General features: G+C 48.5%; 13 protein-coding genes. 2 read left to right on the plus strand and 11 right to left on the minus strand.

The annotated features are described in order from the left end of the window. Positions 1-314 precede the first annotated feature (314 nt). A complete protein-coding gene (locus tag NDA06_RS07825; RefSeq protein WP_347277056.1) occupies positions 315-2,768 on the plus strand; it encodes an ATP-binding protein in 2,454 nt (817 codons plus the stop codon). A 165-nt stretch (positions 2,769-2,933) separates the two neighbouring features. Here NDA06_RS07825 and NDA06_RS07830 read toward each other — a convergent pair whose 3' ends face one another. The 11 genes from NDA06_RS07830 to NDA06_RS07880 form a co-directional block, all read right to left on the minus strand. Beyond that, entirely contained in the window at positions 2,934-3,503 is a 570-nt protein-coding gene (locus NDA06_RS07830; RefSeq protein WP_190528488.1) for a general stress protein, read from the minus strand. Positions 3,504-3,803: 300 nt separating this feature from the next. After that, positions 3,804-5,786, minus strand: coding sequence for a sulfite reductase, ferredoxin dependent (gene sir / locus NDA06_RS07835; RefSeq protein WP_190986742.1), 1,983 nt, complete (start codon positions 5,784-5,786; stop codon positions 3,804-3,806). Positions 5,787-5,881: 95 nt separating this feature from the next. Then, positions 5,882-6,055 (minus strand): hypothetical protein, encoded by a 174-nt coding sequence (locus tag NDA06_RS07840; RefSeq protein WP_190528492.1) that lies wholly within the window; start codon positions 6,053-6,055, stop codon positions 5,882-5,884. Between the two features lie 184 nt (positions 6,056-6,239). Beyond that, positions 6,240-6,854, minus strand: coding sequence for a hypothetical protein (locus NDA06_RS07845; protein WP_348251701.1), 615 nt, complete (start codon positions 6,852-6,854; stop codon positions 6,240-6,242). 492 nt (positions 6,855-7,346) lie between these two features. After that, entirely contained in the window at positions 7,347-9,242 is a 1,896-nt protein-coding gene (locus tag NDA06_RS07850) for a diguanylate cyclase (RefSeq protein ID WP_190986008.1), read from the minus strand. After that, positions 9,182-9,532: a hypothetical protein gene (locus NDA06_RS07855; protein ID WP_190412657.1), complete on the minus strand. Its 351-nt coding sequence runs from the start codon at positions 9,530-9,532 to the stop codon at positions 9,182-9,184. Before NDA06_RS07855 ends, NDA06_RS07850 begins: the two co-directional genes overlap by 61 nt. Before the next feature lie 250 nt (positions 9,533-9,782). Next, on the minus strand, positions 9,783-10,616 hold the full coding sequence (locus NDA06_RS07860) for a FecR family protein (protein ID WP_199299675.1): 834 nt from the start codon (positions 10,614-10,616) through the stop codon (positions 9,783-9,785). A 172-nt stretch (positions 10,617-10,788) separates the two neighbouring features. Further along, on the minus strand, positions 10,789-11,721 hold the full coding sequence (locus tag NDA06_RS07865; RefSeq protein WP_190986007.1) for a PleD family two-component system response regulator: 933 nt from the start codon (positions 11,719-11,721) through the stop codon (positions 10,789-10,791). A 62-nt stretch (positions 11,722-11,783) separates the two neighbouring features. Next, on the minus strand, positions 11,784-16,466 hold the full coding sequence (locus NDA06_RS07870) for a response regulator (RefSeq protein WP_199324102.1): 4,683 nt from the start codon (positions 16,464-16,466) through the stop codon (positions 11,784-11,786). Positions 16,467-16,953: 487 nt separating this feature from the next. Further along, entirely contained in the window at positions 16,954-17,940 is a 987-nt protein-coding gene (locus tag NDA06_RS07875; protein ID WP_190412886.1) for a YegS/Rv2252/BmrU family lipid kinase, read from the minus strand. A 105-nt stretch (positions 17,941-18,045) separates the two neighbouring features. Continuing rightward, positions 18,046-20,352 carry a bifunctional (p)ppGpp synthetase/guanosine-3',5'-bis(diphosphate) 3'-pyrophosphohydrolase gene (locus NDA06_RS07880; protein ID WP_190986006.1) on the minus strand — a complete coding sequence of 769 codons (2,307 nt, stop codon included), beginning with the start codon at positions 20,350-20,352 and terminating at the stop codon, positions 18,046-18,048. Positions 20,353-20,727: 375 nt separating this feature from the next. Between NDA06_RS07880 and patD the strand changes: the two genes are divergently transcribed. Next, positions 20,728-21,117 (plus strand): heterocyst frequency control protein PatD, encoded by a 390-nt coding sequence (gene patD, locus NDA06_RS07885; RefSeq protein ID WP_190986005.1) that lies wholly within the window; start codon positions 20,728-20,730, stop codon positions 21,115-21,117. Positions 21,118-21,180: the final 63 nt, after the last annotated feature.

Genomic DNA, 21,180 nt, shown 5'->3' on the forward strand with positions numbered 1-21,180 from the left:
CCGCACTGAGCTTGAGTTCCCTCGACACGCTCATTGCTCGCGACTTGAGGAAGAATCGAATTTATTCAATTGACCTTTAAACTTGAGATTTTTAACAGGATGAAGATTCAGCAATTGTGCCAATGCTGGTTCAATTATCCGGTGGTAGTATCTAAATTTACAGGTAAAAGAGTTGCGAGAGCAGAACATCTCCATATGATTCTTAGAGAAAACTAGCTGATTGTGGAGCATAACATTGAACTCTTTCAACTTTTGCAATCTTAAATTCCTTGGAAATCTCCTATTTCTCAAGTCGATAGCAGGTAGCAGTAAGAGTGTCCATCCTAAACAACCAGGCTAACTCAGCTAGCCAAAAAAGTAGCCGGGAAGCATTTCCCAAATTGGGGAAATTCAATTTTTCTAAAGCGTTTTGGTTAAGGCTGCCAAAAAAGCAGCATCGCTACAAGCAAAGATGGCAACCTCGTGACCTAATTGTTTTATCGATACTGGCAGGGTCAACTTTGGGGGTGAGTGCGATCGCTGTAGTTAGCTATCAGGTTGTGCGGGGACTGATTCTGGAGAACCTCCAGCAACAAGCGTTACTGAAAGTCCAGCAGGGACGAGATGAGATTGACCAGTGGCTATCTAATCGGAAGACTGAGGTAGAGATGCTGGCGAACAGTCCCCTCGTGCGCTCTATAGATTGGTCAGTCGCCCAGCCTTATTTAAAGTCGGAATTGCAACGGTTTAAAGAAATTCACCAGCTGTCAATTGTCAACTCCGAGGGTTGGGGTGCAAATACCAGCGTCGGTCCTCATCGCAAAAATATTAAAGACCGGGAATGGTTTATCAAGGCAATGTCAGGGCAAGTCAGTGCCGCGAATCCCGTAGTCAGTCGCACCACAGGCCTTCTACAAATCAATATCAGCGCTCCAATTATGGGGGTTGCAGGGACTCAAGTGCTGGGAGCAATGGGTGGAGCGATTAAAGTTGACCGAGTGATTCAGGTAGTCAGCAGGCTCCAAGAGGGAGCTGGCAGCTATGCCTTTGCACTCAACTCCACAGGGGTGGCGATTGCCCATCCTGACCCCAAGATGATTGGCTCCGCAGAGCATCAGGCACCCAGCTTCTTACAATCTTCCAATCCGGCACTGGCAGCGATCGCCCAGTCAATGGTTGCCAAACAAGCAGGGATTAAACTAATACGAGTCAATGACAGCTGGAACTACGTTGCCTACGTACCCCTAAAAGAAGCGGATTGGTCAATTGCACTGGTTATTCCTCGCCAGAATATCGAATCTAACTTAGGCGCACTCAACCTCCTAGCGACCGTTTTAGGCGGATTGTTGCTGATTGCCCTAATGGGTGCATGGCGACAGGTGCAGCTGTTTGAGCAAACTCGCACTCGTGCCGAACAGGAAGCTCTACTCAACCGTTTGGTGCGTCGCATTCGAGAATCTTTAGAGCTACAAACCATTGTTCAGACGACGGTTACAGAACTGGCAACCTTAACACAGCTTGATAGAGTGCTGTTTGGCTGGTACGATCCCCAATCCCAAACCCTTGAGCTGGTTGGCGACTCTCACGCCCAAACATTGACGATTCAGCCAAGAAAGTTTCAGTCCAATTCGTGTATAGACATAGCAGCTTGTCTACAGCAGACAGAAGCACTTCATCTGTTGTTTGTTGATGCTGAGTTAGAGCAAACACCTCTAGAGTTGAAAGCTCACGCCTACCTTGCACTCCCTATCCCGCTTTTAGATGGCTGCTGCGGCTATCTCATTGGGTTGCACGCTCATTCCCTAAGTCCACTAGATCGGGAATTACTCAAAGCAGTTGTCGATCAGTTAGCAGTTGCCATTACTCAGGCTCAGCTTTACAACCAAACCCAACAACAGATTACACTGCTCAACCAAACGCTGAGCAAACTTAACCAGACCCAACTCCATCTGGTGCAGAGCGAGAAAATGTCTAGTTTGGGTCAGATGGTGGCAGGCATTGCCCACGAAATCAATAATCCAGTCAACTTTATCTACGGCAATCTCACTCATGCCAGCTCTTACATCCAAGATTTACTAGAGTTGATTCAGCTGTACCAAGAGCAGTATCCTCAGCCCACGCCCCAGATTCAAGACAAAGCAGAGGACATGGAACTGGAATTTCTCAAAGAAGATTTATCCAAACTCCTTGCCTCGATGCAAGTTGGCGCTCAGCGTATTCGTGATATTGTTTACTCGCTGCGCGTGTTCTCCCGTTTGGATGAATCAGAAGTCAAGGATGTGGATATTCACCAGGGCATTGATAGCACGCTGATGCTTTTGCAAAACCGTCTTAAGGCGAAGCCAGATCATCCAGCCATTGAAGTTGTCAAGGAGTATGGTCAGTTACCTAAAATTGAGTGCCATGCCGGACAACTCAACCAGGTATTTATGAACCTCCTCAGCAATGCGATTGATGCTATAGAGGAGTTTAACTTCAAGCGTAGCTATCAAGACCGGCAAGCCAACCCCGGTCGAATTACAATTCGCACGCAAGTTTTGGCATCAAAACAAATTGCGATTCGGATTGCAGATAATGGAGCGGGGATTGCTGAAGATATTCAGCAACGGTTATTTGACCCCTTCTTCACCACCAAGGCGGTTGGAAAGGGAACCGGGATGGGATTAGCGATTAGCTATCAGATAGTGACAGAGACACATGGGGGACAGTTGCGGTGCATTTCGGCACCCGGACAAGGAGCAGAATTTGCGATCGAGATTCCGATCCAACAATCACCGCAACCATCGTAGGAATTGATTGAGCAATCAGTTTAGGGGGAAAGTTAGGGCACAATTCCCCACTACCGATCAACAAAAAAGTAAGGACAAAATAGATTTGAGAAAAGTTTAGTGAAACTTTCTCAAATCTAGATTCACCTAACTTGGTGAAAATTGGATCTTGGTATTCTTGGAAATTTAGGACAAGACAGGTGAATCGTTGGGTCGGTTATAAACAGCCCAATCCTGAATTCCCCGCTCGCGAAAAACTCCTTCAACTTTGGCGATTTCCTCGTCTGTTCCATCCACAATTACCAAATAGTAATTGTAGAACAGGCGATCGCTATAAACTTTAGCGTCATCTTCATGAATGCCGAGATCGGTTAATGCCTCAATCAGGCGATTCGTTGCCGCTGTTCCAATCCCAACACCAGCAATCGTACCGGCTAGTGTCAAGCCCAGACCACCCGCTGCCATTACAGCCCCCACACCAGGAACGGCTAAAGTGCTAAGACTGGTGAATATGCCGCCAAACAGCCCGACGTTCGTATTTGCGTTAGCTTTTGTGGCAGCAGTGACGCTAGCTTCATCACCAATGCGATCGCTCATATTCGCACCGGCAAGTTGATCGTCAGGTTTTGCTTGTGTGGTAATTACCGAAACCCTATCTATTGGGAAGCCAGCTTTGTTAACTTCATCGAGTGCAGTTTCTGCATCTTGACGATTAGAAAATACCCCCACAGCACGCTTATTTTCAGCTACAGTCATTTTTCCCTCCGATTGCCATATCTGCATCGCGAATCCACAAATGCAGAATTGATTTTTTAATCCTTGATGTTGAAATTTTGGTATTTTCTGCTACTAGATCCATCAATCCCTAGATGTAACTCGGAGGTAGAGTCTCTCCGGGCGTCTTGTTACGGCTGAGTTGAATGATTGAAGACTCATTTCAAATCCGTCTACTTGCCCATCATATAAAGAACCCCTCCCCGCAAGCAGGAAAGGGTTGGGGTTCTGGGAAATTAGGGGAATCAACCAGACTTTAAGATTACTGAGTCGCCAGCCGGATTACTCGTTAGGCTTTTGATTCGCCTGTAAGAAAGCTTCGATTACCTCAGTTGCCAATTGAGTCATGGGCTTACCCTGACGGGCTGCTTCTGCTTTCAAGCGGCTGTAAACATCATCCCGGACATTGATCCGACGACGGATTTTAGCTGCAACTGCAATTTCTGATTCTTCTGGCAGCACCACCTCATTTATCAACCCAGTATCTGACTGAGGAGAGACTGCTTCCGACTCATAGTCAACTGTAAATTGACGAATCGCATCAAAACCGACGCGATCGCAGAAATCCCCAAAACCTTCTTGGGGTTGCCGCGACTGCTTGAAGTAAACGAAAATCGGCTCTAATTCGGTTTCTAGCTCGTTAATGTGCAGCCGATCCATATAGGCTCTAGAGAGTCGCGTTTGGTCGCGTGAAGCCCCCAGCCAAATCTGATAAGATTCAGCCGCACTCCCGACAAATCCTAATTCTGCCAGATAGGGACGAGCGCAACCATTCGGGCAACCCGTCATCCGCACGATAAAGTGTTCGTTTTCCAATCCCACTTTTTTCAGCAGCGCCCGAACCCGATTCAACAGATCCGGCATGATCCGTTCAGATTCGGTAATTGCCAAGCCGCAAGTCGGCATGGCGGGGCAAGCCATTGAATAGCGCACCAACGGGTCAAGTTGATTGGGGTCTGCCTGAACGCCACAGCGGTCAAGAATCTGCTGAATTTCGGTTTTTTGCGCTGGGTCAATTTCGTAAAACAGCAAGTTTTGGTTGGGTGTCAGGCGAATCGGTAGCGAGAACTTCTGCACGATTTCCCGCAGTGCAGTTCTGAGCTTAAAGTTACCTTCGTCCTTCACCCGACCATTTTCAATCGGAATTCCTAGAAACAGCTTGCCGTCGCCTTGTTCGTTCCATCCCAAGAAATCTTTGTATTTAAACGGCGGTAACTCTTTAAAAGCTGCCAGCGGTTTGCCAAAGTATTCTTCGACTTTGGCGCGGAACTTCTCAACGCCCCAATCTTCGATTAAGTATTTCATCCGCGCATGACGGCGGTTTGTGCGATCGCCATAATCTCTTTGAGTAGCGACAATCGCTTTGATCAGATCGTAGATATCTTGTTTCTCTACATACCCGATGGGATCTGCCATCCGGGGAAATGTCTCTTCTTTGTTGTGGGTGCGTCCCAAACCACCACCCGCAAAGACATTAAATCCCTCTAGTTCTCCCTCGGCGTTGGTCATCACCACCAAACTGACATCTTGGGAATAGAGGTCAACCGAATTATCCCCCGGTACCGTTACGGCACACTTAAATTTCCGGGGCATATAGCGATCACCATATAGCGGTTCTTCTTTCCCGTGAACGACGGTGCCGTTGCCGTTGCGTTGCCGCGCCGCCTTTACCTCTGGGTTTTCTTCCGCGCTAATGGACTTTTCGCCATCTAGCCAAATTTCATAATATGCACCTGTTTGCGGTGCCAGTAGGTCAGCAATATTGTTGGCATACTCCCAGGTATATTCGTAGTCCCGGCGATTTTTATAAGGCGCTGGGGGCGTCATCACATTGCGGTTGAGGTCGCCGCAGGCTCCCAGCGTTGACCCCATGTTTTTAATGATGGCAGCGATGGATGCTTTGAGATTTTTCTTTAAAATTCCATGCAGCTGAAAACCCTGGCGAGTCGTAGCGCGTAGCGTTCCATTGCCATATTCCTCAGCCAGTCGGTCTAAGGTCAGATACAGTTGTGGTGGAATGAAGCCCCCCGGATTACGGGTACGCAGCATGAACTGGTAATCTTTTTCCTGACCCTTCACCCGGTTGTCCCGGTTATCCTGCTGGTACGATCCGTGAAATTTGAGAATCTGGGTGGCATCTTCTGTGAAGCTGTTGGTGTCTTCCAGTAGCTCAGTTGCCACAGGTTCGCGTAAAAAGTTGCTGCGTTCTTTGAGTCCTTCTACTTTAGAAAGCTTTTGAACAGGGGAAATCGGAGATTTAACCATCGGAAACTAGGGGGCTGAACGGTTGAACTGGATCACCGGAAAATCTATCGGGATTACGGCGTATACATTCATGGTACTATCACCATTCTTAATCTTTAGCGATAGGTGAGAAAATCCCTAGATTTTAACAATTCTTGCAGAAAGGGATATCCCCAGAGGACGCCCTTCGGTTCGCCACACCGTGATGCAGGGATGCAGTGATGCAAGTAAGAGCGTCGAGTCTTCGCGCCTAACCCGATTTTTGAGCCTAGCAATCTTAAGCCGTCCATTGAATCAGCTCCATCGGTAGGTTAGCATAGCTACCCTACTGTGCGGTGTATCAAACCCAAGTGAGAACCGCTATAAAAACAAAGTGGGACAGGCTTTATCAACCTGTCCCACTTTGTTAGAAGTCAGTTAAGTCAAAATATCTCGAACCAAACACCGCCAAGAACGATAGAGAGAGCGTTAATCTTAGAATCCGTAGCCGACTCCTAGCTGGACGCTAACAGAAGAAGCAGGACTGTTTTCGTAAGGCTTGATTCCCAGTTTGGCATCGCTGAAGACTACAACGTTCTTGGCAACTTCTGCTTCGACGCCAGCCGTGACTACAGGCGCATTGCGGTTGCCGAAGGTAGATGGTTTGCCTTCCGATTCATGCAAACCGTAGCCACCACCAACGTAGAAGTTAGCTTTATTGGTAACAGGCACATCATAAGTAACCATCGGAATGATAGTGCTGGTTTCGTTGGTGAACTGTACGGAACCTCTAATAGAAACTGGCGTCTTGGGAACCGCATAGCGGCCTTGAATCACACCGCCGACTGCGGCAGCATCGCCATCTTGTCCGCCATTTGTAACGCTAGCAGAACCACCAACTCCGATATAATTTGCTCGTGTTCCAGTGGGTTTTGCAGAAGCATCCAAACTAGACATTAAAACAGGAGCGATCGCTAGTGCAGATAGTACGGAAATTTTAGCTACGGATTTGAGAGCGCGATTCATAATTACTTCCTTCAATTCTCTGGTTTTCAGTTGCTTTGTTACATTCAAAGTCGTTAGCCAAAGCAAAAGGTTCCAGGAATCCATAAAAAATTTCCCCCCCCCGCCCAAATCAAGGATTGCTAAAGCTTTTAAGTCTCAGCATTCCCCTACAGGTAATGGCTTTAAGCTCTTTAAATTCCAAAATAACAATAAATATTTTAGTGCCTGAATAATGTTTCTACCTCTGGCAATGGGTTGAAGTAGCATTTCCTCAAATAGAGGCTTCCTGCCAGTGGACTGTTTGGAAAGTGGCACAAATCCATGAAAGATTCAAGGAACTATTTTGTTGTCTTAGCAGTCTAAAATTTAAGGACAATTTTCATCAAAAAAAAGTAATCGTAAAGTCTCATAACTCTATAAAATTGCTCTATAAAGCTAAGAAGTTGGGAGCTGGCTGGATTAGGGAAAACAACTTTAAAAAGTTATAATTGTAACGATATTTTTAAAAATAGACTAAACTTCACTCATCACAGGTCATCGGGAAAGTGCCGGATGGTTATAGCTGTTAAGAACCGCAGACACTAACCCGAAGAGTGGCTAAGAGCAGCATCGGCTAACGCGATCGCGTCCCAGAGCTTTTGCCTGATAAAGCGCCTCATCCGCTGTCTTTAACAATATTTCTGGTGAAGTATCGCAGTCGGGAACCGTAGTCGCAACGCCCAAACTCAGCGTCACATACTGACTAACTAAAGAATGGCTATGGACAATCTTTAAGTCTTGCACTGCCACTCGAATCTCTTCTGCCACTTGCAATGCCCCATTTTGTGTAGTGTTGGGCAAAATTACGGCAAATTCTTCGCCCCCGTATCGAGCGACTAAATCCGCTGGTCGCTTGACAGCTTGAGCGATCGCACTGGCGACGGTAATTAAACAAGTATCCCCGGCTTGATGACCATAGGTGTCATTGTAGAGTTTGAAAAAGTCAATATCGCACAAGATCAGAGACAGGGGGACTTTTTCTCGTCTCAGACGCCGCCACTCCTGATCTAGGTACTCATCAAACCGGCGTCGGTTCGGCAGACCCGTCAGACCGTCCAAAGTCGCAAGGCGCTGCAACTTTTGGTTAGCTGCCTCCAATTGTTCATAGAGTTGCCCTTGTTGAATCGCAATACCCACCTGCATCGCCAAAGAAGAGAGCAGATCGATTTCCCACGGTTGCCAATGTCGGGGTTGCGAACAATGATGAGCAATCAGCAACCCCCACAACTGTTGCCCTTGCAGAATCGGAACGACTAAGTTCGCTTTAACCTGAAACTGCTCCAGCACATCGATATGACACTGACCCAGTCCTGAGTTGTAAATATCTGCGATTGCTTGAACCCGACTCTGCTGATACAGCTGGGCGTACTTTTCCTTAAAACAGGGATCGTAGACGGGAGTTCCCAGCATCGAAGTCCAATTGGGGTCTACAGACTCCACCGCCACAACCCCGCGCCAGCCTGCCTCGAAACGATAAATAATCACCCGGTCGCAGGCTAGAAATTGCCGCACTTCTGCCACCGTCGTGTTCAGAATCTCGCTGAGATTGAGAGACTGACGGATGCGCTCTAGCATCGCCCCTATCAGTTGCTCCCTGAGAACTTGCAGTCGCAGTGCCTCCTCCGCCTGCTTGCGTTCGGTGATATCGGTGAGCGTGCCAATAAAGCCAACCGTCGTACCGGCTACTCCTTGTTCCGCCACCGCCTGACCAAACACCCAGGTGACTACTCCATCCGCACGCCCAAACCGATACTCTGAGGCAAATCGCCGGTTTTCTATTATCGCCTGCTTCCATTCGCTGATGACGCGCTCGCGATCGTCGGGATGCAGCGCTCTCGTCCAACCTTCTCCGAGTGCTTCCGCCAGGGTCAATCCTGCCAGTTCGCGCCAGCGCTCGTTGACATACAAACAGTTCCCTTCTACATCTGTGTGGAAAATCCCTACCGGCGACATTTTAGCTAAGGTGTAATACCGATACTCACTTTCCTGAAGGGCTTCCTCGGTTCGCTTGCGCTCGGTGATATCAGTGATTGACCCTGCCATACGATAAGGTATGCCTTGCTCATCTCGAAATGCAATCCCCCGACAGAGAAACCACCGGATATTGCCATTCTTGTGGATCATCCGATGTTCGATTTCATACTGGGGTGTCAACCCTTCGAGATAAATACTTGCAGCCGTCATCACCCATTCCCGCTGATCCGGATGTACCAGATGGAGCCAAGCCTCTATACGGTTGTCAATTTCGTCTTCGCGATAGCCCAGCATCGCTTTCCAGCTAGCGGTGAGATACATTTCACCAGTTTGGAGATCCCAGTCCCAAAGTCCTACTTGACCGGCATTAACGGCTAGGACATAGCGTTCCTCTGCCTGGTGAGCAGGAGTCATGTCCGTCATAAAGCGATCGCGCCCGTAAATAAATCGGCAAAAACTTTTAAAAAGTTGTCCCAACACAGCCCGCACGCTTTGTTGGCATCCGTGAAGAATGCTTTATTTTTCCTGCCTTCGGCTGCGAATGTGCCTGCATTCCAAACTTGCGGTTGATTTGTCCCAACCTGCACTGGGATGAAGTACATCGAGGCAGGTTGGAAGAGGGTGCTAAAATATTGCTTCAATTTCCCTACCTTTTGACGCAGCGCTTTCTCTAGTTGGCGACGTTCTAGATGCGATTGGGGTTGCTGGAACGTAAGCACGAAGGCTTCATCCTGGAAATCATGCCAGGAAGCTGGGCAATCAAAGCGCATTTGAGTTTGTTGTTTAAGAGGGGTGTTTTAAAGAGTCTCAATCTACCGGGGGTTTAAATCAAAACGACACTCCCCGGTCATCCAAAAAAGTCAGTTGAGATGCCCCAAGGTTCTAAATCCTATTATTGTCGAAAGGTTTAAGCGATCGCGTAATTCGCTTTTGCGAACATAAAATGCGTTGGCAAAAGCGAGGCGATTTTAGGGAGAAGGGTTGCAGATAAAATGCACTGAGCAAGTCTAACGAGCAACCTTACGGAACCAGCAGTTCATACGCCTGCCGTTGTCCCAAAGGAGTTACCACAACCGCTTGAATTTTCCGTTGCTTAGGCAGTGGGACTGTAATATCAAATTCACCCGTGCGCTCCACATTCTGTAAAGTAGACGCCACGATCAACAGATTGAACGGATCGATTAGACCGCGAATGCGTACGCGATCGCCCTCTATCGCCGCCAGAACTCGGATCTCTAATTCACCCTCTTCTTTCAAAGGAATTGGTTGGGAAGGGGGTTCGCCAGGAATCACTAAAGTCCGAAACCCAGCATTGACTTCTACCGCTTGCCCCTGAGCTTCCTCGACCACGCTCCCTTCTAGGGTGGCAACGCTCGTTTTGCCATTGGGTTTGACGCTCACACCAAATTGCGTCCCGCGAACGCCACTCAAACCGGCAGGTGTTTCAATTTCAAACCGCGAATTAGGATTCGTAAACGGTCGTACCTCCAGGCGAGCTTGTCCCCCCTTTACTTGAAGTCGCGTAATTCTTCCCCCATCAGGCATTGTCTGCAATTGTTGTACTTGCAGAGTGGTATTTTCTGAGACATTCACGAAGCCAACGCCGGTATCGACGGCTAGGACGGCTTTAGACTCGTCGCCCGTCGTGATAGTATCCCCCACATCCTCAAGGCGCAAGCCGACTCTAACCGACCCGGCAGCGTCTCTAAGTTTATAGGTGACTTTACCTGCATAGGAAACGACTTCTAACCGTCGGTTGAGTCGAACCTGCAAAGGTTTTGCCACTGAGTCTGTACCGATGCTTAAGAGAGCCACCAACAGCAGGAGAGACACGAATGCTCTACGACTTTTCACCGCTCACCTCTTGTAGAAATTAAAAATTAAAAATTACTAATTTGATTTTGCAGTTTTAATTTTTTCAGATGATTTGTGCATATTAACTTGATTAAGCGATCGCACTTTATATCACCTTTTATATCTGCGTGGCTGATTGTATCCACCGATGCATCGTCGCAAGAAGCTGCGTTTAGGAGCATACGCGATCGCGTCCCCCTGCTTTTGCCCGATACAACGCCTCATCAGCTTCCTTAAGTAACGCTTCTGGCGAGGCGTCATGCAAAGGAATCGCGCCAGCAACACCCAAACTCAGCGTTACATACTGGCTAACAGCAGACTTGGCATGAACAATTTCTAAAGATTTCACAGCCTGTCGAATTTCCGTTGCGACTTGCAACCCACCCGCAGCAGAGGTATTAGGCAAAATTACTGCAAACTCTTCGCCGCCATAGCGTGCGACTAAATCTGTCGAGCGCTTGACAACCCGAAACAAGGCACCGGCGACAGTTTGTAAACAAATATCTCCAGCTTGATGCCCGTAAGTATCGTTGTAGGTTTTGAAAAAATCGATATCGCAGAAGATGAGAGACAGGGGCAGTTGTTCGCGTAACATTCGCCGCCACTCTTGACCAAGATACTCATCAAATCGACGGCGGTTTGCCAGTCCCGTCAGACTGTCGAAGGTCGCAAGTCGCTGCAAGTCTCGGTTTGCCACCTCCAGTTGTTGATAAAGTTGAAATTGTTGGATTAAACGCCGCACCCGCTGACGCAGTACGGGCCAGTGAATAGGTTTGGTAACGAAATCAATGGCTCCGACCTCAAAAGCTCGGTCAACGGATTCTTTGTCGTCAAGACCTGTAATCATCAATACGGGAGTGCGATCGCATGAAGGGATCTCTTGTAGCCTGGAGCAGCAAGTGAAGCCATCCATTACCGGCATCATGGCATCGAGCAAGACAATATGCGGCTGAAAGCGAACATAAGCACTCAAGCACTCCTCTCCATTGCTCGCTTCAACAACCTGGTATCCTTCCTGTTGCATTGCTTGACACAGTAGCTGACGCATGATTCTGTCGTCGTCTACCACGAGGACGATAGAGGGTTCTTGGGGAAGGGAAAGCATTTTTATTAGACCTATCCGTAAATTGGTATAGGATGTACTCCGGACGGAGGTTTCAATCTCGATCAAAGATGGAAATCTTGCAACGCACAGCGCACGCGCTCATACTCCGCCTCCATCTGCGATGCGATTTCCGGTGCCCCTGCTAGAGTATCGTCTTTCGCGATCGCTTCGAGTTGCTTACACAAATTGGATAGGGTCATAGCACCCAGCGTCGCACTGGTTGACTTAAGCGTGTGGGTCGCTTGTCGCAGCGCCACGGCATCTCCAGCATCTACTGCATTCCGAATGACTTGCAATATTTGGGGTGTATCTTCCAAAAAGCTATCAATGACTTCCACCAGAACAGATGAAGCATTCTCTCCAAACATATCGCAAAGCCCTTGGATTGCCTGGAAATCAACGGCAGAGGTGGAGATGGGGAGGCGGGGAAGCGGCTGCAAAGCAGCGAGTGCCTTCAGCAGCGCCTCCATCTGAATCGGCTTGCTGACATAATTATCCATCCCCGCACTCAAACACTCCTCGCGATCGCTCTGCATCGCATTCGCCGTCATGGCAATAATCCAGGGACGTTGCTCGTAGGGCCATTCCTCACAGATCCGTCGCGTAGCGCTCAATCCGTCCATTTCTGGCATTTGCACATCCATCAGAACAACATCATAGGGCTGGCGTTGCAGCGCTTGCAGCACTTCCAAACCGTTGCTGGCGATATCCGCTCGATATCCCAGACGCCCCAATAGATGCAGCGCCACCTTTTGGTTGACGACATTGTCTTCGGCTAACAGAATTCGTAGTGGTAGCCGTTGCGCTAGATTTGGGTCAATCGGTTCGGGATGGGGACGCGGACTTGGCAGCGCAGCGGGTTCGCCAAGCAGACCGCTCAAGACATTGTAGAGCTGAGATTGTTTAATCGGTTTATTCAGGAAGGCGGCAAAATTTGCTTGCTGTGCTTGTAGCTCTATCTCCGACTTGCCTAGAGAAGTTAACATCACTATTGGCAACGTCCGAGTATTGGGTAGTTTGCGAATTTCTGCGGCTAAATTCAAGCCATCCATCTGCGGCATTTGCATATCCAGAATCGCAATATCAAAGGTCTCCTGATTGCTCAGCCAGTTCAGGGCTTCTTCCCCAGAGGTGGCGGCGCGGGAGATCATTCCCCACGCGATCGCCTGCAAAGTCAAAATTTGCCGATTGGTCGCGTTATCATCCACAATCAGCAACCGTTTTCCAGCTAATAGTTGTTGGGAGTCGCGGCTGTCAGCAAGCGTTGAAGTGGGAACGGAGGTGGCGACAACGGCGAAATAAAATGTGGAACCCTGACCCCCTTCACTTTCCACCCAAATTCTCCCGCCCATCATTTCTGTTAATTGTCGGCTAATCGCTAATCCCAACCCCGTACCGCCATAGTTGCGAGTTGTAGAGGAGTCAACCTGGCTGAAGGGTTTAAATAGACGGTCTATACGGTCAGAAGGAATCCCAATTCCGGTATCTTTAACGGCAAAACGAATCGCATATTTGTGATTTTTTATTTTGGGTTTTCGATGTTGGATTGCAGCTTTTTCTTCTAGTTCTTCAACAGAAATCGGTTTGTTCGTCTCATCGGTAAGATGAGCAATTTCTTGTTCTAAATTCGCTCCCCAGCTCGCCAGCCCCCCTGTCCCTCTGCCTCGTTCTCCCAGTTGACGAGCTTTTACCGAAATCACAACTTCCCCTTGGTGTGTAAATTTAACTGCATTCGCAATTAGATTTACCAGAATTTGGCGGAGTCGCGTCACATCCCCCACAATCATTTTCGGTACAGAAGGATCTATCAAATACGCTAATTCCAAGTTTTTTTCTGCCGCCTTGTGAGCCAGCAAATCAAGCGATTCTTCGATACAATCTCGCAGATTGAAAGGTTGTTGTTCCAGCTCCAGCTTACCGGACTCAATTTTAGAGAAGTCAAGGATGTCATTAATAATTGTGAGTAAGCCATCGCCGCTGTTGCGAATAGTTTCTACAAAGTCTCGCTGTTGTGGCTTGAGTTCGGTATCTAGTAGTAACCCAGTCATGCCAATTACCGCATTCATGGGAGTGCGGATTTCGTGGCTCATGGTAGCTAAAAATTCACTCTTAGCACGGTTAGCTGCTTCTGCCTCTTGTTTTGCTTTTTCTAAGGCAACATTTTGCTGAGCTAATTGTTCGCGTTGGCGGGTTTCTTGCTCTAATAGGCAAGCTTGAGCCAGAGCAATACCGACTTGATCTGCCACTGCTTCGAGTAATTCAATTTCCTCTTTAGTCCACTCACGGAAGGTGTTACATTGATGCAAGCCAATCACACCGTTAGTTTCTCCTTGATAGGAAGTGCGAATCGCCAGCATCGATTTGAGTTGAATTTGCTGACACAGAGAAACAGTTTCTTTGAGCAGCGGATCGGCATAGACATTTGAGGAAGCGATCGCGCGATCTTGAGCAATTGTTTGTTCGGCATGGGGATTGCCAACAACGGGGATTTGTACATCCATTATCGAATCATACCCAGGCTCCAAATACTCCGCCACTAGGGGAATTTGTGGTTTAGGGGTGGCGATGTATGAGTAAATCAAACAGCGATTCACGGCGAATGTTTCGCCCAATAACTTACAAGTCGTTTGAAAAATTTCTTGTGTTTCTAGCTTGGCGCGAATCTCTTGGGTAATCCGTTTAAGCAGCAAAGTCCTGGTAACTTGCTGTTGTAGGGCTTCTTGGGCTTTTGCCCGCTCAACTTCACCTCCTACCCACTGTGCCATGAGCTTCACTAGCTCTTTGTCTACCACCGTGAATGGTTGCGATCGCACTTTTAAACTGGAGAAACTGAGGGTACCGTAAACAATCCCGCCTGCCACTACCCTGGTACCAATATATGCCTCTATTCTGAAAGGGGTATTTGCCGGATACTGGTACCATTGCGATCGCTCAACGGACTCAAAGCAAATCGGTTCGTCGCAGCGCAGTGCTTCACCGCAATAAGTCTGCTTAACATCGAAAAGATTTCCTTTGGCAAGATGAATGGGTGAGTTTTCGGGCACCTGAGCAGCAATCAGGTAATATTTATCCCCTTCAATCTTCGCTAGCGTCCCGATTTCTAAGCCAAATCGCCAGCATCCCATTTTCAGCATCCGCTGGATGCGTTGGTCGAAGTGTAGCGGCGTTCCTTTTCCGCCTTGAGCTGCCGTCACTTCATACAGCGCTCGTAACCCTGCCTCGCTCTCTCGCAGTTCGTGTTCCGCTTGCTGGCGCTGCGTGATGTCGCTGCCAATTCCGAGAAACCCAGTAATGTTGCCCTCAGTATCCCGTAACGCCGTCATCGACACCAGCACGGGAAAACGACTACCATCTTTGCGGATAAACGTCCATTCGCGCTCGTCCACTTCTCCACGACGCGCCTTGGCAACAAAAACCTCAAACCTTGGATCGATGGGGATTCCCAACTCCTGTGACAATTCTTGGGCACGCCGGAATACTTCGCGTGAATCGTGAAATCGCAGGGGTGTTGTTTTGCCCACGACTTCAGCAGCAGCGTATCCTAAATATCTCTCGGCAGCGGCATTAAAGGTACAAATTGTGCCATCTGGTGTTGTAGAAACGATCGTGTAGTTGGCACTATCCAAAATTGCCCGCTGCAAGCTGGTTGTCTTTTGGAGTGCCTCTTCAGTTTGCTTGCGATCCGTAATGTCATTTAAGGTGCCGGAAATACCCACGATACTTCCGCTAGCGTCCAGTGTCGCGCAGGCATAAACGTCAAGCCAGCAAAAGCTGCCATCAGCGGTTAGGATGCGGATCTCCTGTCGGTAAAATTTTGTTTGGCATTGAATCAGAGCTTGAAACAGTTTTATATTGCGTTGGCGATCTTCAGGATGAACGTAGTTTAGAACATGAGTGCCAAGACTTTGGGCAATCGAGAATTTGGTGATTTCTGTCCAAGCCGGATTCAGGAATGTCCACAAACCTGTGACGTCTGTTTGAAAAATTACTTCTTTGACGTTATCAACGACAGAGCGATATTTTTTATCGCTTTCTCCTAACGCTTCCACTACCTGTTGATGCTGAGAAACGGTGCGTTCTAATTGATTGAGATGAATTCGGAGTTCCATCTGAGCGATCGCTTGCCGCGCCAACGCTTTGAGCGCTTCAATTTGTTGGCTCATTAGCTTTCGAGGAATCTGGTCAATTACGCATAAGGTGCCCAAAACAAAGCCATCGGGCGTTACCAAGGGAACTCCGGCATAAAACCGGATATAAGGGTCAGATGTCACCAGAGGATTTCTGGCAAAGCGTTCATCAACTAACGTATTGCGTACAATTAATAATTCATCTGATTTTAAAATTGTGTGAGCGCAGAACGCTAAATACTTTGCTGTTTCTGTTGCTTTCAGACCAATTTTTGACTTAAACCACTGGCGATTGCCATCAACCAGGCCGATGAGAGCAATGGGAGTGTTACAAATGTGGGAAGCCAGTGCAGTCAGATCGTCAAATGCTTGTTCTGCCGGAGTATCGAGAATTTCATAGCGATAAAGTGCTTTGAGCCGATTTGCTTCAGCGTCAAGGCTGGCTGCGTCGCTGTTTAGCGGAAAGAATGGTTGCCGCTCAAAAGAAGAATATTCGCTCTCCCCTTGAGGCAGAAGGCTTGGGTTTTTTTTTGGTTGCTGAAACAGCAAATACCTTAGAGGCGGCTTGCTAAGGTGTCTGGATAGCGATCGCAGGATAGGACGGAGGATTTTCATCATCAATATGAACTAGAGCCGATACAGCCCCAGAAACTCTTCCTTTGATGTTTGCGGGCTTTCATCCCCTGAAGGTCTGTCTGGCTTTTGCGAGCGGTTGTTCGGCTTCCAGGTTAACTTTCCGGGCAGGCAGATAACTCCCACTTAAACCTGTGTCCAATATAAGCTGCCCTTACATTTAAGAAAGCATATTCGTTGGCGCTGGCGATCGCTCACTTGTGAGTCGTTTTTAGCGCTTAGTTACGAGTCCTTGGTTGGTTACGACTGCCCTAACAGACAAAGTTAATGATTTGGAGGATAGGTAGAGCGCGTTTCGTTAACATCAAACCCTTGTTAATGATGAGTTTCGTCCCTCAAACCCATGCTCCTCAACGTCTTAAGAGTTTAACCCCACCCCAAACCCTTCACTGCTTTTCGATGAGGGCTTTGGGGTGAGGTTACGAAGATATATTGCAACAAACCGAGAACCACTATCGTGACGAATGACTGACTAATCAACCTCTTCAGGGGGAATTAAGTCCTGCTTGGATTCAATGATTACACTGGGTAAACCTTCAAGTTTTTCTGTAACTGGCAATTCTTCGAGAAGGGGGACTAAGAGCGTTAAGCCGCCAGGAATGCACTCGACATCAATCGGAGTGGTGCCGATAATTTCCCCATCTACGACAACTTTTTGCAGTGGATTGGTTCGTACCTGAATCCGTCTGGCTCGCAGATAGCCGATGTCGTCTCGTTCTGTGGCACTGCCGCTTAAGGCAGTTTGAAGTAAATGATAGGAGGCCGCGATCGCTCCGGCAACATTACTCGGTGCCACGACGGTTAAATCGAGCAACCCATCATCAAAAAGAATGCCCGCTGGACCTTGAGCCAAAATGGATGTGGGGGGTGCAGCATTGGCAATTGTTACAGCAGCAGCGGTTAGTTTCACGATTTTGTCTTCCGTCTCAATCTCAACCTCAAACGTGTTGAACTGCCGCAACTGTTGAATTCCTGCCAGGATGTATGCCATCATCCCCAAGCGGTTCTTCGTCTCTCTGTCCGCCCGTTCGACGGCTTCTGCCTCAAAACCAATCCCCGCGAGTAATATCATCGGTTTGCCGTTGCAGTAGGCGGCATCCACGACCCGCGTTATACCCCCCAAAATTGTCTCGCAGGCGGCCTCTATCGTATCCGGTAGCCCTAAAGCAGACGCCAGGGCATTTGCGGTTCCTCTTGAAATCACGCCCATTGGAATGTTCGTCCCCACCAAGGCATCGGCGGCGGCTGAGAGGGTACCGTCACCACCAGAGGCAATGATGGTACTGGCACCGCGTTCCACTGCTTCTCTTGCCAGTTGAGCAGCGTCAATTTCAGGCGTTGTCAGATAAATATCTAGGTCAATTTCCGGCTCTAAAAGTGCCCGGATTTTTGCCAAATCTTGATCGGGATCGCTTTGACCGGCAACTGGATTAAAGATGAGACAGGCAGAGCGTTTTATGTCATTAGTCATTAGTCATTAGTCCGTTGTGATCAGCGGTGATTCGTCATTCGCCCACTGTATGAGTCTATTACCAGTGGCGAATGACGAATCACCGCAGTATCTCTATTCACATCCTTGACCGAAGCGACGTAAATTGAGAACGTCGCTGATTTGGCGAATTTGGGTAAAACACCGCTCCAGTTGTTGGAGATCGCGGATATCAATGCATAGGTCGATGATTGCCGGTCGCCCGTCTGATGTTTTCACGCCTGCACCCCGCACATTAATATTGTCATCGCTTAAACGGGACAGGATATCGTTAAAGACTCCGACGCGGTCAAGCACTTCAATTTGAATGCTAACTTGATAGGTTTGAGGACGTCCGCTTGAGTCGGTGGGGTTCCAGCTAACGGGGACTAAGCGATCGCCTAGGACATTCGCCACATTATTGCACCCTTGGCGGTGAATGGAAATTCCGCGATCGCGTGTGACTGCACCAATAATCGCTTCACCGGGGAGCGGCCCGCAACATCCAGCACGATGATACAGTAACCCTTCCACACCAGCGATAGGCGTTTTGGTGCTGGGAGTTGGGATGGGACTTTTCGAGGTTGGAAGTGCAACAGCCGCTGCAAAATCTTTTATTGGGTCGGGGGCAGTCGCAATCGTTTGAGTTGCTTTCACGGCTTCTCGAATGCGATTGACTACCAGGTTGAGAGTGACTTCCCCGTAACCCAGAGCAGCCAATAAATCATCGACGCTGTGGTAATTACATCGTTCGGCGACCGACTGCATGGGGGTTGACTTCAGCAGAGATTCAAAGCCACTTTTGCCCAATTCTTTTTCTAGGAGTTCTCGACCGCGAGTAATATTTTCATCCCGATGCGATCGCTTGTACCATTGACGAATCCGGTTTTTCGCCCCAGTTGTCACCACAAAATTCAGCCAATCTAAACTGGGACGGCTATTTTTCTGAGTGATAATTTCAACAATGTCTCCATTCCTCAGCAGCGTGTCCAGCGTCACCATCCGTCCGTTGACCCGCGCCCCCGCACAGTGATTCCCCACTTCTGTATGAATCCGGTAAGCGAAATCGACGGGAGTGCTACCCCCAGTTAGAGGCACCACATCCCCTTGGGGCGTAAACACATAAACATCATCGTCAAATAAGTTGTCTTTGACGTTTTCCAGGTATTCCTGAGCATCCTTGAGATCGCTTTGCCATTCCAAGAGCTGCCGCAGCCAGGTAAACTTCTCATCGGTTGCGGTCATTTGGGTACGGTTGGAACTCCCGGTTTCCTTATATTTCCAATGAGCCGCAATCCCGTACTCGGCAATGTGATGCATTTCCAAAGTCCGAATTTGCACCTCTAAGGGACGACCCGTAATTCCGAGAACTACCGTATGCAGAGACTGATAGCGATTGGGCTTAGGTAAACCAATGTAGTCTTTAAACCGACCGGGGATCGGTCGGAAGGCATCGTGAACGACAGCTAAGGCGCGGTAGCATTCTTCATTCGTCTGAACAATCATCCGAATTGCTGCCAAGTCGTAGATTTCGTGAAATTCCTTCTGTTGCCGCTGCATCTTCTGGTAAATCCCATACAAATGCTTGGGACGCCCGCTGATGTCAAGGCACGTAATACTAGATGAGGCAAGTCCCTGCCGCAGAATTTCTTTGACGTTCGCCAATCGAATCTCTCTGTCTGCCCGTTTTTCTGCCACCAACTCTTGTATTTGTCGGTAGGCTTCGGGTTCGAGATACTTAAACGTCAGATCTTCCAGTTCCCACTTAAATCGTCCGATCCCCAAGCGATTTGCCAGCGGTGCGAAGATTTCTCGCGTTTCCTGGGCAATTCGCCGCCGTTTGGCATCAGGCAGGTGTTCTAGCGTTCGCATATTATGCAGCCGGTCGGCTAGCTTCACCACAATTACCCGAATATCTTGAGCCATTGCCAAAAACATTCGGCGGAAGTTCTCAGCTTGGCGTTCGGTCTTGCTGGAAAAGGTTTCTGAAAATTTAGAAAGTTTGGTGACACCGTCTACCAGCAGCCGCACTTCTGAGCCAAAGCGCTGTTCGATTTCGTCGAGGGTGACGGGCGTATCTTCTACCACATCGTGCAGAAAGCCAGCCGCAATCATGGCAGCGCCACCGCCTAGGTCTCGCAAAAGACCAGCAACGGCGACCGGGTGACAGATGTAAGCTTCCCCGGATTTACGAGTCTGACCTTCGTGTAACTGATAAGCAAATTCAAAGGCGCGACAGATTAAATCAGCGTCCGCAGGCGTTGGGAAAACTTTGACACTTCCCCCTTCGGACGTTGTGGGCTGTTTGGTGGTTTGATTGTCCTCATGGCGTGCAATCAAACATTCCTGTAGCCAGTCAGGAATGACACAACTAATTGTAGAAGTTGGAGCTTGTGAGTTCATAGTGTTGAGCAGGTCGAGCATAAAGAGTAAAAATAGCGAGGAGTTGTGCTGACGTGGAAAATGATTTTGTCTAGAGGCTAAAAGGGCATCTCCTAGGGTCTGCATTGAAGAGTCCCTAGGTTCGCTGAATTTTGGATTTTCAATTGTCAAGGGTCGAGGGTAAGAATATTGTCAGAAATAGAGCGATCCACCAAGATACCGCTTGGCTAATGCCTACGCTTACTGCGCGTCGCGCTTCCGGTGCGACGTATCGCTCTTGCCCTTACCTAAAGCTTGCTTGAAGATTGCAAGCCTACACCAGTTAGCTGGTGCTTAGCAATTGCCTTGTTGAATAGACAAAATTCTTTACATTGATTCTAGCGGAACAACGTGCCAATGTTGCCTCAGTCTTACCAACAACGTTATCAGGAACTTTTGACAGCTCTAGAACAGCTGCTGCATACAATGACAGCCGCTAATCAAGAACAAGAAGGGATCGGTGAAAAATTTCAACACGTCAAACAAGTTTTTGCACAGCAAATTACCAGTTTGACGGGTGATGAATTAGACCCAGAGATTGAGCCTCGGTGGAGGTCTTTCCAGACGGAAATCTATCGGGCGCTGCGACTTTTAGAGATGGATATGACATTTTTGCAGGCGTCTCGCCGTTCGGTAACCGCTAATCCTCGACAAGCGGCGATAAGCGATCGCTTATCAACCCTGATTGGCTACTGTCAAGCCCTCCTGCAAGCAGACGGAGATCGGGAAAGCCAGGGAGAAATATAGGGGCGGATTTCACCGGCTTTCTCTGGTATCTCGCAGATTGCCTTGATAAACCCACCCGCTTTG

Source organism: Trichocoleus sp. ST-U1 (assembly GCF_039961835.1).
Lineage (GTDB): Bacteria > Cyanobacteriota > Cyanobacteriia > Cyanobacteriales > FACHB-T130 > FACHB-T130.

Coding starts and splice junctions, on each gene's coding strand:
- NDA06_RS07855 (WP_190412657.1), bottom strand. CDS start 9,532: ATGCGCTTTGATTGCCCAGCTTCCTGGCATGATTTCCAGGATGAAGCC.
- NDA06_RS07880 (WP_190986006.1), bottom strand. CDS start 20,352: ATGAACTCACAAGCTCCAACTTCTACAATTAGTTGTGTCATTCCTGAC.
- patD (WP_190986005.1), top strand. CDS start 20,728: ATGTTGCCTCAGTCTTACCAACAACGTTATCAGGAACTTTTGACAGCT.
- sir (WP_190986742.1), bottom strand. CDS start 5,786: ATGGTTAAATCTCCGATTTCCCCTGTTCAAAAGCTTTCTAAAGTAGAA.
- NDA06_RS07865 (WP_190986007.1), bottom strand. CDS start 11,721: ATGCTTTCCCTTCCCCAAGAACCCTCTATCGTCCTCGTGGTAGACGAC.
- NDA06_RS07840 (WP_190528492.1), bottom strand. CDS start 6,055: ATGGACGGCTTAAGATTGCTAGGCTCAAAAATCGGGTTAGGCGCGAAG.
- NDA06_RS07845 (WP_348251701.1), bottom strand. CDS start 6,854: ATGGATTCCTGGAACCTTTTGCTTTGGCTAACGACTTTGAATGTAACA.
- NDA06_RS07870 (WP_199324102.1), bottom strand. CDS start 16,466: ATGATGAAAATCCTCCGTCCTATCCTGCGATCGCTATCCAGACACCTT.
- NDA06_RS07830 (WP_190528488.1), bottom strand. CDS start 3,503: ATGACTGTAGCTGAAAATAAGCGTGCTGTGGGGGTATTTTCTAATCGT.